We start from the raw sequence: 15,627 nt of genomic DNA on the forward strand, positions 1-15,627 counted from the left end.
TCTAGAAGTTCAACCCTAAGGTTAAGCTAGCGTTTGTGATTTTATTGTCTGTAAAGGAAGTAGGTCCGGTACCGTCAGCAAAGGTGTAGCTGGTGAATGAATCTTTATAAGCTGTCTGCGATAAGCTTAAGTCGAAGAAATATTTACCCACGTTAACACCTAACCCTCCTGACACAACAGAGCGAGATCTGTCTACATCATCAAAGCTCGACCTATATGGATCGCCTATACTGGCGTAGCCAACCCTGAACCTAAATATGCTGTATCTATACTCTCCACCAAGTCTAACGCTGGTCGCAGATCTATATATGTTGTCAATTGTTTCATTGTCATTTTCTGCACTAAAATCTATAGAGGAAACATGAGCACGAGAGTAATTTAAGTGTTCAACATCAGCTGTAATGAAGCCGTTTTTTCCAATAAAGAATGCAGCTCCAACATTGAATTTCATTGGGGTTCTAATGTTATAGTCTGAGAAATAAACGTCTGTTGAGCTTCTTAGGCTATTGAGGACAGTGTCCTCTAGAATTAGTCTATTGTCGTTGGCATCTCTGAAGTTAGATACATCATAATTGTTGTATTCAGATCTATAAATGACATCGCCTTCTTCGCTCATGCTATACCAAGTAGGAGTAGTAATTGAAGCGCCAACACGCATAAAGTTGGTTGGTCTAACAATCACTCCTAAGTTCATGTTAACACCAGTTCCGGTAACGTCCAATCGCTCGTCTATCTGAAAGCTAGAAATGGCTGGGTCGTCAAAAGCTTCAGTATATACTCGGTTATAAGAGTAGTCACTAGAAGTAAAGCCTAAGCCTGCGCCTAAATAGATTTTATCGTCAAAATTCCCTCCAAATGAGATGTTGAACTGATCAGTACTTCCTTGCTTGGATATTCTTTCTTGTTGAGTAGGAAATCCTTCCACAAAAGAAACATAAATGTCTTCAGCTCCAGGCACGGGATTAATCAAATAATGATCATAACCAACTTGTTCTATTCCTCCTAATTCGTCTGGAAAAAAGCCATCAGCTCTATTCAACATGGCATCAATAATTGAGCTATTCCCATTGTAAGCCGAATAATTAAGACTTTGGTTGAAAGTGTTTACTCTATTGTAAGAAAAGGCTAGTGTTCCGCCTCTCCAACTACCAGGTTCCAAGTCTCCTTTGTTGAAGTTCAGGGCTAGCCCAAAGTTCCCAATGTTAAAGCGAGTATCTTCATTTCTAATGTTTCGGCCTAGAAATTCAGTGTCATAACTTTTAAAATTCAGGTTTGGGGAAATCACAAACTGAGACCTGTTATACAGTCCCAACCCTGCCGGGTTTAGAATGGCAGAACTTAAATCGCCCCCAAGTACAGAGCCTGCTCCGCCTAAAGCTTGAAACCTAGCCGTTCCGTAATTTCCGGTTTGAGAAAACCTAAGTGCGTCTTGATAGTACCCGAATGAGCCAGGTGCAATTTGTGCTTTCCCCAGTTGGTTAAGGCAAACCACTGCCAGACCAACTATTATTAGCTGATATATTTTTCTCATACTTAAAATGCTTTGAATCGTTTTTAATTACCTCCTCTACCAGATCTGCTACTTCCTGAGCTCGATGAGCGCGAAGAGCCGCTGCTAGATGATCTACTACTCGAACTGCTGCTTCTGCTTACAGAACCAGAAGACCTGCTTGAACTTGAGCTGCTACTTCTGCTATATGAGCCTGAAGACCTACTTGAGCTCGAGCTTCTGCCATAACTGTAACTTCTACTACTAGAAGATCTGCTGCTTCTACTAAATGTAGGAGAACTAGATCTGCTAGATGTTCCTCTACTGAATGATACACCGCTGCTTCTTCTAGAACTCGATGTTCTGGTGTAAGAAGGTATACTGGTTCTAGTTCTGGAGCTTGTATTGTAAGTGAGTCCGCTGCTTCTACCAGAGTTAGAAGACCTTCTCAAGCTTCCTATGCTATACCCTGAAGAACTTCGGCTTTTACCATCAGTACTAATCCTGTAGCTGTCGGTTCTTACTCTGTTACTACTTCTGCTTAGGGCCTGATCTATACTAGTAGTTGATCTAGAAGATCTGGTACTAGAGGTAGTAACTGGTCTTACGGAAGTATTAGATACTCTTCCTCTTGAAATGGTAGACCTACTTCGTGAAGAGTTGTTTAGTGCAGCTTGGCTAGATCTGGTGTTACTTGTGCCATTAGCGGCATCTGATCTAACACTTGTTATAGAGGTAGATGGTACTCTTGCACCTCTTGTATAATCTCTATTTCCTCGGCTATTATAATATTCATTATTGGCAATTATGATTGTGTTTCCACGTCTCCAATTCCAATTTCTATATCTCCATGAATTAAGGCCGTATGAACTGACAAACCAAGGGTCATTGAAAAACGGATCGTAAAAGAATGGGTCATAAAATGAGTATCCGAATCTTGCAGCGTAGGGACTACCAAATCTCCAGAAAGGATCTATCCATATACTTGAAGAGTATGGGCTTCCCCAGAAGACAGAAGAATTATAGATAGAGCCAAAGCCTAATCCAAAACCAACGTTAAAGTTCCAGTTTCTTGCTCTTGAATATGGAGTGTTAAAAGAACTGGCTTGAGTTAAGTAGTTCTCCATTGCCGAATTGAAACCTCTATAGTATTGGTCATACCAAGCATTTCTAAACTGAAAGTCATCCCTAACTATTTGATTGAATGTAATAGGATCCATGTCGTCCCAGTCTAGGGGTAAGTCGTAATTTTTCAGGAGCTCATTTTCGTAATCCCAAACAAAGTCATCGTAATTGAGTTCAGAAGCTCTAGAAACTTTCGGGTCTATGGCTTCAAAGTACACTACTTCCTGAGAAGCGCCATTATTATACTTGTCTATTAGGTTTGCCTCAACTTTCTGATCAGAGCTTCTTTCTAGTGTCACCACGTTTTCACCAAGCTCTTGTGTTCCTTCAGGGTCTATTACAACCTTTTTAAGTTGGGCTCTATCTGCCGATGTAAAGTAAACATCGTCATACTCGCCTTGTTGCATGGGTAATGAGGCACAGCCGGCAAATACCGATAGTGCTAGTAAGGTTGATGCAATCTTAAAATAGCTGGAGTTCTTCATGGCTTTCCTTTCTTCTTTAAACTTAACGTCTAATTCTCTTATTTGGTCGGTTAAATACCCGAAAATTTTATCTTTGCACGGTATTTTCCGCTCAATAAAAGAGCAAGTATCATACCAACAATCAAGAGATGAGCAAAGGATTACCAAAACGAAGTGAAGATTACTCATTGTGGTATAATGAGTTAGTGAAAAAGGCCGATTTGGCCGAGAATTCAGCAGTAAGAGGTTGTATGGTGATCAAACCCTACGGTTTCAGCATTTGGGAAAAAATGCAGGCTGAAATTGACAGAATGTTTAAAGAAACTGGTCATACTAACGCTTACTTCCCTTTGTTCATTCCAAAATCCTATTTAAGCAAGGAAGCAGATCACGTTGAAGGATTTGCTAAAGAGTGCGCTGTAGTTACTCATTATAGGTTAAAGAATGATGAGAACGGCAACGGTGTAGTGGTAGATCCTGATGCTAAGTTAGAAGAAGAACTGATTGTGCGTCCTACCTCAGAAACGGTAATCTGGAGTACCTATAAAAATTGGGTTCAGTCTTACAGAGACCTGCCTATACTTGTAAACCAGTGGGCTAATGTGGTTCGTTGGGAAATGAGAACGCGCTTGTTCCTCAGAACAGCGGAGTTCTTGTGGCAGGAGGGTCATACAGCACACGCCACCAAGCAAGAGGCCATAGATGAGTCAATTCAAATGATGAACGTCTACGCGACATTCGCAGAAGAATTTATGGGGGTGCCTGTTGTAAAAGGAATCAAATCAGAGTCCGAGCGATTTGCTGGTGCATTGGAGACTTACTGTATAGAAGCTCTAATGCAAGATGGTAAGGCACTACAAGCAGGAACTTCCCACTTTTTAGGTCAGAACTTCGCAAAAGCATTCGATGTAAAGTTTGCTACCAAAGAAGGTGGTCTAGAACACGTTTGGGGAACTTCTTGGGGCGTAAGCACTCGTTTGATGGGAGCGTTGATTATGGCTCACTCAGACGACCAAGGTTTGGTACTTCCTCCAAAATTGGCGCCTATTCAAGTAGTGATTGTTCCTATATATAAAGGAGAAGAGCAACTGGCCCAAATCAGAGCCAAGGTTGATGAAATTACTGCTCAATTGAGGGCTAAAGGGATTTCTGTGAAGTTTGATGATAGAGATACTCATAAGCCAGGCTTTAAGTTCGCTGAGTGGGAGTTGAAGGGTGTGCCAGTTAGATTTGCCATGGGTCCAAGAGATTTGGAAAACAACACCTTGGAAATAGCAAGAAGAGATACTGGAGAAAAACAGTCCTTCGATCTTTCCGGAGATATAACGGCCAAAGTGGAAGAACTCTTGAATGATATTCAGAATAACATTTATCAGAAGGCGGTAGACTTCCGAACCGAGCATACTACTGAAGTGGACTCTTACGAAGACTTTAAGAATGTGCTCGATGGTAAGGGAGGTTTCGTTTCAGCTCACTGGGATGGAACAGCCGAAACCGAAGACAAGATCAAAGAAGAAACCAAAGCAACCATCAGGTGTATTCCTTTAGATAGAAAAGAAGAGGCTGGAGTTTGTATTTACTCTGGTAAACCTTCTCAAGGAAGAGTACTTTTTGCCAAGGCTTACTAAGCCATTTCATTTAAGTATGTATATTGGTGTGAATAAGTTTTGCACCTATGGGAGACTGGATTTCCATCGTTTTATTGATTCTCATTGGCCTAGTTCTAATTTACTTAGAACTGCTGTTTGTACCTGGAACTACTATTCTTGGACTGATAGGATTAGGGCTTTGTGTTGTGGGTATTTACCTTACCTATGATGCTCATGGGGCGTCTACGGGCAACTGGGTGCTAGTTGGAACAGCTTTAGTTTCGCTGATTGGCTTGGTTTTTAGCTTTAGGGCTAAATCTTGGAATAGGTTCTCATTGAAAACAACCAATCAGGGAAAGTTTAATGAAGGATATTATTCAGACCTGACGGTCGAAATGAGAGGTTTGGCCACTTCAGATTTAAAGCCTATTGGCAAAGCAGAATTCAACAACAAAACTTATGAAGTACGCTCTAGAGGGGAACATATCTCTTCCGGTTCTAGTGTAAAGATTGCTCACGTAGACGGCAATAAAATAATTGTAGAAACAACAACCACCAATTAATGGAAAACTATACTGCTTTGATTGCCGTGATAGGCGGCATCGTCCTACTTTTTGTGTTCTTATACTTTGTGCCTGTTAACCTATGGATTACAGCGCAATTCTCGAATGTAAGAGTTGGCCTTTTGGAACTCGTATTTATGCGAATTAGAAAAGTACCACCGAGAATAGTGGTAGATGCTATGATTACGGCCACCAAGGCTGGTTTGGAGCTGACTACTACCGATTTGGAAACCCATTATTTAGCAGGAGGGAATGTGCCCTCTGTCATCAAGGCCTTAATTTCTGCTGATAAAGCGAATATTAATTTAACATTCAAACAAGCAACGGCTATCGATTTGGCTGGTAGAGATGTTTTTGAAGCCGTGCAGATTTCGGTAAACCCTAAAGTAATTACTACCCCAAAGGTAGCAGCAGTTGCAGCAGATGGTATTCAGCTAATGGCTATTGCAAGGGTGACTGTGCGTGCAAACATTCAACAATTGGTTGGTGGTGCTGGAGAAGATACCATTCTGGCGAGAGTAGGAGAGGGGATTGTAACCTCAATCGGTTCTGCAGGTACGCATAAGCAAGTACTAGAAAACCCTGATAAGATTTCTAAACTGGTTTTACAAAGAGGCTTGGATGCTGGAACGGCTTTTGAAATTCTGTCTATTGATATTGCTGATGTAGATGTAGGAACCAACATTGGTGCTACACTGCAAACTGATCAGGCGCAAGCTGACTTGAAAGTAGCAGAAGCTAAGGCCGAAGAAAGAAGAGCTATGGCTGTTGCGAGTGAGCAAGAAATGAAAGCAAAGTCTCAAGAAGCTAGAGCAAAGGTAATTGAGGCAGAAGCTGAAATACCAAGGGCAATTGCAGAGGCATTTAGATCTGGAAACCTTGGCGTAATGGATTATTATAAGTTTGAGAACATTAAGGCCGATACAGATATGAGAGAATCTATCGCTAACCCTGCTCAGAAGTCTTCGAATTCTGGCAAGCGCAGAAGTGACGGAGGAAGCTCCAAAAGCTAATCTCAATAGGAAATAAGATTAAGAGCCCTGACAGATTCTGTTGGGGCTTTTTCGTTTTATTAAGTATTTAGTTGCTCTACTATAAATATAGTACTATGTTTATAGTAGTAATCCATTGATGATGAAACGAACATATACTCTCTTTTCTCTATTATTTATTCTTCTTTTTAGCTGCGGCATTGAAAGTGAAGATCAGCAAGATGTGTTTAGGGTTATCCCTGTTAACCCAAATGCGGATGACGAGTTAAGCATAGACGATATTGCCGATGAAATAGAAGCTGTGAAACTGGAGGAAACCGATGAAAGCCTTATTGCCATGACAACCAAGGTTGAAAGGACTGAGGATTACATTTTTATTTTTGATTTCAGTCAACAGAAGATATTCCAGTTTGATGATTCTGGCAAATTTCTTCAGTTAATTGGTAAGATAGGTGGTGGTCCTGAAGAGGTGGAAAGACCAGTTGGGTTTTCGCTGGATAGAATGAATGAACACATTTATATTATCGGAATGCGAAAAATTGTGGTTTATAATTATAACGGTGATTTTGTTCGATGTATCAGGGATTACTCTTTTCCCAACTATACCTATTTTATGAATGATACCCTTGAGGTTTTCCGAACAGAAACAAAGAACCTTGAAGGTGGTGGGTTTCTTAAATTTCCAACTCGATATAGAATTGATCCATCTACCGGAGGTCGAATAGATAGTTTGAAACTCACTAAAGTAAGCTTGAAGAATCAGATGATGTTCATTATGACTGATGCTAATTATTACTCAGAGTCGACAGATAAAACCTATTTTTATCTTCCTGTTCTTTTTCCGGAGCCTTTTGTTAGAGATACCATATATGAGGCAAGGTCTTCAGTGTTTGAACCCTCTCTTAAGTTGGACTTCGGTGAGAGTGCTGTTTCTGAAACGGGGAATAAAGCTGTAAATATCAGAAGTTTCTTCAGATCGGATAGGTATTTAATAGTGAGGTACTCCTATGAGGGGAAAGCCAAACTACTGATTTACGATTTGGAAGAGTATATGAGCTATAATCTGGATGCTGGACTTGATGGGGGAGAGCATTCTGATGGTGAACCTGTTCTTTTAACTCCTTTACCAGCTGAGTCTAATACCTATTACTTTTCTGCAAAGATACTGGAAGAGGGCTCAACTGAAGAACCAAATCCAACGCTATATTTCGTGAAGCTCAAGAACTGATTTATTTCAACTGAAAGGTTCTTTTTTCTCCTTCTTTCGAGGCGAGAAACATATCTCCCGATTGTTTTACAGTTTTGTAAATGGTTGGGATTACATCATGTCCTGCTTCATTGATTACTCCATAGAAACCGTTTCGTTCCACCAAAAAATAGTTGTTCTCCAAAGCTTTAATACTGTCAAAAGAAGGATTTTTAATGATCTTTCCTTGGCTGTCTGCTAACCCTACCTGATCATTAGATTCAATTACAAAATAGCTGTCGAGTCTTTTTACCGAGTCGTAATTTAAAGCGATTACTTCCGTGCCAGAGGTGTTTATAAGTCCCCACTTAGAATTACTTTTCACAATAGATAAACCATTATCAAAAGGGCTGACTTGATCGAAGTTGGGTTGAATGATTAGCTCTTCATTTTTATTTACGAATCCCCATTTTCCTATGAGCTTTACCGAAAAAAGGCCTTCTGAGAACTGACCTACAGCCTCATATCGGTTTGCTATTGTTATCCTTCCATCAGAATTTAAGAAGCCCCATTGCCCTCCCTTTAATACGGGCATATAATCGGCTTTCATTGGTTCAATGTGCTCAATGTCATTTTCTAGTTTGAGAACATACTTGTCTGAAGGCCTAAATAGAAAGTTCTGATTGTCTCTTCGGATGAAAAGCAACTGTGTGCTCAGGGCGCTGATAGAATCATAGCTGCGCTCCAATAGCTGCTCTCCGTACATAGAGAATATAGATTTACTGCTGTCTTCGTGGCTCTTAATTATAGCTTCGGCTAACGGTTCAAATGGCGACTGGTCTCTGTAAAGAACCTTCCCAAAAAGATCGGCAACTCCGTATTCCGTCCCTTGTCGAAAATACAAGTAGTTATTGTCAATGGAGAGGCTGTCATAATACGGAGTCATTATCCACAGGCCATTTGAGTTAACAACGCCATATCCATTGTTATACAGGGCTATTGCTCGCTCATTTTTAAAAGCAGAAAGTTGATCGTATAAAAACGGACTTATCTCTTTTCCATCTTTTCCGATCAGGCCTATTTTGTCGTTTCGTTTGGCTTGAAAAAAAGACTCTGATTTCTTCTCGATATGCTGATAATTAAACAGGTTGAGCTTTTTTCCCTCTAAATTGTGAATAGACCAAGAGTGGCCATCTGCTTGGCTGTTTTTTGTAAAGATCAAGTTAGTTTGAAGTTGAATTTCTTCAAATGAGTCTCTAAAAAGTGGTTTTCCTTGGCTATTGTAGGCTTTGTATCTACCAGAACGCGTAGTGGTGACGAAGACTTTCTCATTTGATTCAACCAGCCTCTCTTCTGGTAGAAAACTGTAGTACTCGCCTTTATAGTTTATAGACCCTGTTTTTCGTCCGGCTGAAGTAGCAAAAGCTTCCTGGTCTAAAAAGTTAATATCATCAAAGTAGTAGGTAGCACTATAATTGCTTCTTTTAAAAAAGTCCCATTGTGTATATGGAATGGCTTCTACTTGGTCTTCACCAAAGACTAGGTTCTTGTAAAGAGGCGGTATAACCAGTTCTATTGTATTCCTCAATAAGCCTTGATGGTTGTACTGTCCTATCTTGTAGTAGGTATTGCCATGGGGTTCAATGTATTCAAAAAGAAACTCAGTGAGCTGATTGCCATCAGTATCAAATATTGCTAATAAGCCGTCTTTGCTTACTATAAGATGGGTCTCGCTAAGTCCAGATATAGCATCATAGGCTATTGGAATAATTGACTTGCCTTTTTCAGAAATTAAGCCTCGTAAGTACTTTGTACCTTTTTTTTCGGATACGATAAGTCCAGCAGAATGACGCTGCATTGAGCTAAAAACAAAGTCTATGATTGTTTTACCATTGCTATCTATTAATCCGTAGTTGGTGAGAATTGAACTGTTGTCTCTTTTTGAGGCAATAAAGTTGTCTTCTGAGCTAGGAACCAGGGTGTTGAAGTAATGCTCTGTTATTCGGTTGCCTTCTGTGTTTACTAATGCCCATCTTTCGTTTTGCAAAGCTCCAATTACTCCGTTTACTACAGAGAAGCTTTTATCTGACCAGCCTAGACCTTCAAACTTGGGAGGTATGGCAATGGTATTTGTTGTAACATTTTTCAGCCCAACTCTACCGGCTTCTGAAAAAGGCTCAAACTGATCTGCAAGAAGAGCTCCTTGCGTACTCAGAAGAAATAGAATAAGGAATAGTCTGAAGTGATACATTCGCGGCTTCATCGGAGAATTAGCCCGAAAGCTGTGAAATTTAGCTGACTATTGAAATGCTATTGATGTAAAACTCACTTATTGCTTTACCGGATCTTTCTCAAGATTGAACAGATCGTTCAATACGTCAATTAAAGTTTCGGCTTCTCCTCGTTGACATGCAGCTTTAAGCTGAAGCACAGGAAGCTTCATTATTTTATTAGTAATGCTCTTAGAGAATTTATTGGCAAACACTTCAACCTCTGGTGAAACATTTTTGAGGTGTTTCTTCAATTCTTCTTGACGAATTTCTTCCAAAGCATTTTTAATCTTTTGGATAGTAGGAGAAACTTCCATTTCCCTAGACCAATCAGTAAACTCTGCCATAGATTCAGAAACTATCGCCTCCACTTGTGGAATAGCGTCTACTCTTTTCTGAACTGCTTGAGAAGTTTTATCTTGGATTTCGTCAATATTGTAAAGGTTGACCCCAGCTACAGACTCAATGGCAGGCGAAATAGATCTTGGAATGGAAAGGTCTATGAAATACTTCAATCCGCTACCTTCAGCGCTTGCTATGTCAGTAACATCTATAAAGTCTTTCACAGGAAGACTAGAAATTACAATGTCGAACTCAGATAGTTTTTCTTTAATGCCAACAAAAGAAAGAGTAGAAAGACCGCAAGATTTGGCTACCTCCATAAGCTTAGCTTCACTTCTATTGGTGAGCGTAACACTAAACGGAGCATCTGTTAAATGCTTAGCAAGGTCTTCACCAATTTCGCCAATTCCCATCACAAGTACTTTTGTGTCTACAAAAGCTTGAGCTAATGTTTTTACCAACTCAGCTGTTGCATAGGAAACGCTAGCTGCACCATCTCTAAAAGCTGTTTCTTGAACAACGCGCTTATTAGCGAAGAAAATTGTATGCAGTAGTCTGTGTAGGAAAGGGCCGGCCATATTGGCATCGGCAGAAGCTTGGTAAGCTCTTTTGATTTGGTTAATGATTTGTAAATCACCAACAACTTGAGCTTCTAAGCCCATTGAAACGCGGAAGAGGTATTCTGAGGCTTTTTCGGCACTAAGAATCTCGTCAAAGTATTGAAGGTATTGAGTAGGATTCTGTAGTCCTTTTTTCAGGCCTAGATAAACAAGTATTTCAGTGCTTAAGCTTTTTTCAGCTGAGTAATAAATTTCTGTTCTATTGCAGGTTGAAAGTACCATCAAGTCATTGACCTCAGTTGTATGTGGGAATTCTAATAAGAATTCGGCTGCCAATGAATCACTTACAGAAAGAACCTCCCGAATTTCAACGGGTGCCTTTTTGTATGATAAGCTGAGTACTTTAAAACCTTCCTTCATTCTTTCCGCGTCTTCACTATTCTAATACGCTGGGCAAAAATAACCCCTACTTTACCTGAAAAAAAGTGATGTATATCAGTGTTTGCTATTTAGAATCATTCTAGTTAAGTGTTGTTTGATTATTAATATGTATTTTCTAAGAAATTATTATATTAAATTATTTGCAATAGCATTAGCACACATGAATCAAATTAAGAAACTACTCTTTAAAGCGTTTAGTTTCAGTAAGACTGAGGCAAGCGGTTCAGTTGTTCTGATCTTGCTCATTGTACTTTGTTTAGCTATGCCAGCTATATATAAGTCTATTTTTGGCTTAAGGTATGTCGGTTTTAAGGAAGATAAAACATTGCTAGACAGTCTTATTTTTCAAATGAATGTAAAGCCTCGCAAGCCTGAGATACTCAAGCCGATACCTAAGGTTTTCAATCCTAATACTGCTTCTGCTAGCGAGTTAGTTTCTCTTGGTGTCCCTCTTTTTCTTGCCAGAAGGGTAGAGAATTTCAGAAAAGCTGGCGGGACCTTTAGGGTAAAAGGCGACTTGGCTAAGATTTATGATTTTCCAGATTCACTTTATCAATCGCTACAGTCATATATAGATCTGCCCGAAAATCTAATTGAAGAGGATGAAGTAAAGGAGCAGGGTAGCCCTGTTCCTGTTAAAAGGAATGCTTCTGCCAGGGTTGTTCAAAAGAAACAACGCTATAATGAAGTGCCTTTGATTATAGATATTAATACGGCCGATACTACGGAGTTTAAAAGACTATATGGTATAGGTTCTGGTTACTCTCGACAAATAGTTTCCTTTAGAGAGGCTCTAGGTGGGTTTCACTCAGTAGATCAGCTCAAGGATATGTATGGAATGAAAGACAGTTTGTTTTTACAGATTAAAAGCTTTCTGCATGTTTCCGATACAGTTACACTGGAGTCTATTTCTATTAACATTGCTACGTTCAAACAACTTAATGCCCATCCATATATTAGCTATGAACTAACTAAGGAAATCTTGTCCGCAAAAAGCAAATACGGTAAATTCAAAAAGGCTGATGACCTAAAAAGGTTGAAGCTTATCGATTCAGTAACAATCCAGAAACTAGTACCGTATTTGAAATTCTAATGAAGAAATTACTTAGTGCAGCGCAAATAAGGGAGGCAGATCAATATACTATTCATAACGAACCAATCACATCTCTTGAGTTGATGGAGAGAGCTTCTTTGGCTTTTATAAGTGAGTTTGAAGAGAGGGTGAGCACAGAATCTTTGATAACAGTGGTTTGTGGTACGGGAAATAATGGAGGAGATGGTCTAGCTATAGCAAGGCTTTTAAAGTCGAAGAATTACAGTGTAAAGGTTATTCTTGTTAAAGTTTCTTCAGAGCTTTCGGACGACTGCTTGGCTAACTTGAAGCAGTTTGGTAGCGATGTTAACGAGGTGAAGCCATCGGAATTCGTATTGCCAAATTCTGACGTGGTAGTTGATGCACTCTTTGGTTCTGGTCTTAATCGCCCAATACTTGGAGACCTAGAGCGTGTTGTCTCCACTATCAATAATGCAGAATCAAAAACTTTTTCTGTAGATGTGCCATCGGGACTCTTTTCGGACGAAGTGAATTTGACAGGAGCTATAGTTCAAGCAGATTTCACCATTACTTTTCAGAGGCCTAAGCTTAGTTTTTTTATTCCTGAATCGGGAAGTTTCGTTGGCGAATGGAAGGCTGTGAACATTGGTTTGGATGAAGATTTTATAGAGGCCCAAAATGGTAGTTACTTCCTTTTAGATCATTCTATTAGAAAGGCGCTTCCGCCTAGAGTAAAATTTCAGCACAAAGGACATTTCGGTCGTGTTCAAGTATTTGCGGGAAGTTATGGGAAAATGGGAGCGGCATTCCTTTGCTCCATAGCAGTTATGAAGAGTGGTGCCGGTTTGCTCACGGCTCATGTTCCTAAATGTGGAGTTCAGGTCTTACAAACCAGCTTACCAGAAGCGATGGTGAGTGTAGATTCGGAGGAGCGATTGATTTCAGAAGGTTCTCTGCAGAAGGATATAGATGTGGTTTGTTTTGGGCCGGGGGTAGGTGTGGACCAAAAGACTGTTCAAGCTTTTCGCCAGCTGCTAGAGGCTGGGGTGAGTGGGCTAGTTGTAGATGCTGATGGGCTCAATATATTAAGTGAACACTCAGAACTGCTAGATCTTTTGCCTGAGTTTACTGTTCTCACTCCTCATGTAGGAGAATTTCATCGTCTATTTGGTAAATGTTCTGATGGCCTTGAGAGAATTAAAGTGGCACAAAGTGTAGCAAAGAAGAAAAAGCTAGTTGTTATTTTGAAGGGAGCACATTCAGCCGTTGTAGTCCCTTCTGGCGAGGTTTATTTTAATAATACAGGGAACCCTGGAATGGCTACAGCAGGCAGTGGAGATGTATTAGCGGGTATAGTTACAGGTTTGATGGCTCAAGGCTTAGACTCAGAACAGGCTGCGTGTTTAGGCGTTTTTCTACATGGTTTAGCTGGCGATTTGGCTAGAAAAAATGTTGGAGAAGTCTCCTTGATGGCATCAGATTTGCTGCATTTCTTGCCAAAAGCAATAAGTAACGCTTAGATATCGAGATTTATTGAAAAAAAACTTAATTTTATTAAACCTAAAGCACATTAATCGGGTCTAACTAGAAAATGAAGGTCTTCAGCCTTAACATATCGCGCCTAAGAATTGCAGCACTTTTAGTGTTTATGGTTGCGGCATTTTCAGTTTCCGCTCAAACTCAGGCTTTAGCGAACAGAACTTCTACCGACCCTAACGAGAAATTGAAAGTTGAGATTTTCCCAAATCCAACTTCAGACTTCCTAAATATCGATTTAAGTAATCTCAATCTTAAAAAGCCTCAGTTAGAGATTAGAAGTATCATTGGTACTAAGATGACTGTAAATGTAGAAGATAACGGTCCGAAGAAATATAAGGTCGATGTACAGTCTTTTCCGAGGGGCTATTACTTGGTGTTGGTTCGAGATGATCGATCCAAATTTCAACAAACGGTAAGATTTAGTAAGAAATAAAAAAGGGCTGAAAATCAGCCCTAATTTTTTGTCTTAGAATTCCGCATTGCCTGGGGTTCTTGGAAATGGAATAACATCTCTAATGTTTCCAAGCCCGGTTACAAAGATCATTAGCCTTTCAAAGCCAAGGCCAAAACCACTGTGAGGAACGGTTCCGTAGCGTCTGGTGTCTAAATACCAGTCCATTTCTTCATGAGGAATGCCCATTTCTGTCATTCTACCCATTAGAACATCAAGCCTTTCCTCTCTTTGAGATCCACCAACTATCTCACCAATTCCAGGAAACAGAATGTCCATTGCAGAGACAGTCTTTCGATCATCATCCATGCGCATGTAAAACGCCTTAATGTCTTTAGGATAATTGGTCAGTATAACTGGTTTTTTAAAGTGCTTTTCAACCAAGTATCTCTCGTGCTCAGATTGTAAGTCGGTACCCCAGCCTTCAACAGGGTACTGAAACTTCTTTTTCTTATTTGGCTTAGAGTTTCTCAGAATGTCTATAGCATCAGTATAAGTAACTCTCTCGAAGTCATTTTCTGCAACAAACCTTAGTTTTTCAGTGAGCGTCATTTCGCTTTTCTCGTTTGCAGGCTTGTTCTTCTCTTCGTCAATAAGTCTACTCTCTAGAAATGCCAAATCGTCAGCGCAATTGTCTAGAGCATATTGCACTAGGTACTTCAAAAACTCTTCTGCCAAGTCCATGTTGTCTTCTAAATCATAGAATGCCATTTCAGGTTCTATCATCCAGAATTCTGCAAGGTGCCTGGTGGTGTTGGAGTTTTCAGCTCTGAAAGTAGGGCCAAAAGTATATATTTCTCCCACTGCTAAAGCGCCAAGCTCACCTTCTAATTGGCCTGAAACAGTAAGGTTAGTCTCTTTCTCGAAGAAATCTTCTGAATAATCCACCGAACCATCTTCTTTCAGTGGTGGGTTTTTGGCATCTAGGGTAGTTACTCGGAACATTTCACCAGCACCTTCTGCATCACTCCCTGTAATTATAGGAGTGTGCATATAGTTAAAGCCCTTCTCATTAAAGAATTTGTGTACAGCAAAAGACATTGCGTGTCTCATTCTTAAAACAGCACTGAAAGTATTCGTTCTAGGTCTTAAGTGCGCTATTTCTCTTAAAAACTCAAATGAGTGTTTTTTAGGTTGAAGCGGGTACTTCTCTGGGTCTGCCACACCTAAGATTTCAATGGTTTCTGCATGTACTTCAACCGATTGCCCAGAGCCCTGTGACTCAACCAGCTTTCCGTTGACAGCAATACTGGCCCCTGTGGTAACCTTCTTTAATATGTCTTCTGAAATACTATTCGGGTCTGCTACTATTTGGATGTTATTAATGGTGGAGCCATCGTTGAGTGCAATGAAGTTTACGTGCTTATTGCCTCTTTTTGTTCTAACCCAGCCTTTTACGTGAACATCAATATTGGTTTGTTCACTTTTTAATAGTTCGGAAATCTTGGTTCTCCTAGTCTTCATAACCTCCTAAATAGTGTTTTAAAAGAAACGCAAAGCAATCATTTTTTGAGTGGATAAACAACCATTAAATGACGTAAAAACGGTTGTGATGGGTTGTT

At 40.0% G+C, this 15,627-nt stretch carries 12 protein-coding genes; 7 read left to right on the top strand and 5 right to left on the bottom strand.

What is annotated here, in order from left to right:
• Position 1: 1 nt before the first annotated feature.
• Both T7867_RS11460 and T7867_RS11465 read right to left on the bottom strand, forming a co-directional pair.
• Positions 2-1,531, bottom strand: coding sequence for an OmpP1/FadL family transporter (locus tag T7867_RS11460; protein WP_322299293.1), 1,530 nt, complete (start codon positions 1,529-1,531; stop codon positions 2-4).
• 23 nt (positions 1,532-1,554) lie between these two features.
• Positions 1,555-3,099 carry a hypothetical protein gene (locus T7867_RS11465; RefSeq protein WP_322299294.1) on the bottom strand — a complete coding sequence of 515 codons (1,545 nt, stop codon included), beginning with the start codon at positions 3,097-3,099 and terminating at the stop codon, positions 1,555-1,557.
• A 128-nt stretch (positions 3,100-3,227) separates the two neighbouring features.
• Between T7867_RS11465 and proS the strand changes: the two genes are divergently transcribed.
• The 4 genes from proS to T7867_RS11485 all read left to right on the top strand — a co-directional run bounded on the left by proS (position 3,228) and on the right by T7867_RS11485 (position 7,450).
• Positions 3,228-4,706, top strand: coding sequence for a proline--tRNA ligase (proS, locus tag T7867_RS11470; RefSeq protein ID WP_322299295.1), 1,479 nt, complete (start codon positions 3,228-3,230; stop codon positions 4,704-4,706).
• 47 nt (positions 4,707-4,753) lie between these two features.
• Complete coding sequence (locus tag T7867_RS11475; RefSeq protein ID WP_322299296.1) at positions 4,754-5,230, top strand: NfeD family protein; 477 nt, start codon at positions 4,754-4,756, stop codon at positions 5,228-5,230.
• Positions 5,230-6,243, top strand: coding sequence for a flotillin-like protein FloA (gene floA / locus T7867_RS11480; RefSeq protein ID WP_322299297.1), 1,014 nt, complete (start codon positions 5,230-5,232; stop codon positions 6,241-6,243). Before T7867_RS11475 ends, floA begins: the two co-directional genes overlap by 1 nt.
• A 118-nt stretch (positions 6,244-6,361) precedes the next feature.
• On the top strand, positions 6,362-7,450 hold the full coding sequence (locus T7867_RS11485; protein ID WP_322299298.1) for a 6-bladed beta-propeller: 1,089 nt from the start codon (positions 6,362-6,364) through the stop codon (positions 7,448-7,450).
• A gap of 1 nt (position 7,451) precedes the next feature.
• Here the strand turns inward: T7867_RS11485 and T7867_RS11490 are convergent, their stop codons facing one another.
• Both T7867_RS11490 and hemA read right to left on the bottom strand, forming a co-directional pair.
• A complete protein-coding gene (locus T7867_RS11490) occupies positions 7,452-9,659 on the bottom strand; it encodes a WG repeat-containing protein (RefSeq protein WP_322299299.1) in 2,208 nt (735 codons plus the stop codon).
• Positions 9,660-9,737: 78 nt separating this feature from the next.
• Complete coding sequence (gene hemA / locus T7867_RS11495) at positions 9,738-11,000, bottom strand: glutamyl-tRNA reductase (RefSeq protein ID WP_322299300.1); 1,263 nt, start codon at positions 10,998-11,000, stop codon at positions 9,738-9,740.
• Positions 11,001-11,181: 181 nt separating this feature from the next.
• Between hemA and T7867_RS11500 the strand changes: the two genes are divergently transcribed.
• From T7867_RS11500 to T7867_RS11510, 3 genes are all read left to right on the top strand, one after another.
• Positions 11,182-12,114 (top strand): ComEA family DNA-binding protein, encoded by a 933-nt coding sequence (locus T7867_RS11500; protein WP_322299301.1) that lies wholly within the window; start codon positions 11,182-11,184, stop codon positions 12,112-12,114.
• A complete protein-coding gene (locus T7867_RS11505) occupies positions 12,114-13,595 on the top strand; it encodes an NAD(P)H-hydrate dehydratase (RefSeq protein WP_322299302.1) in 1,482 nt (493 codons plus the stop codon). The genes T7867_RS11500 and T7867_RS11505 overlap by 1 nt, the downstream gene beginning before the upstream one ends.
• Before the next feature lie 71 nt (positions 13,596-13,666).
• Entirely contained in the window at positions 13,667-14,047 is a 381-nt protein-coding gene (locus T7867_RS11510) for a T9SS type A sorting domain-containing protein (protein WP_273273485.1), read from the top strand.
• Between the two features lie 33 nt (positions 14,048-14,080).
• On the opposite strand, the gene asnS is transcribed toward T7867_RS11510, so the two are convergent.
• Positions 14,081-15,529, bottom strand: a complete 1,449-nt coding sequence (asnS, locus tag T7867_RS11515; RefSeq protein WP_322299303.1) for an asparagine--tRNA ligase — start codon at positions 15,527-15,529, stop codon at positions 14,081-14,083.
• Between the last annotated feature and the right edge of the window lie 98 nt (positions 15,530-15,627).

Origin of the sequence: Roseivirga spongicola, assembly GCF_034376045.1 — a bacterium.
Taxonomy (GTDB): domain Bacteria; phylum Bacteroidota; class Bacteroidia; order Cytophagales; family Cyclobacteriaceae; genus Roseivirga; species Roseivirga spongicola.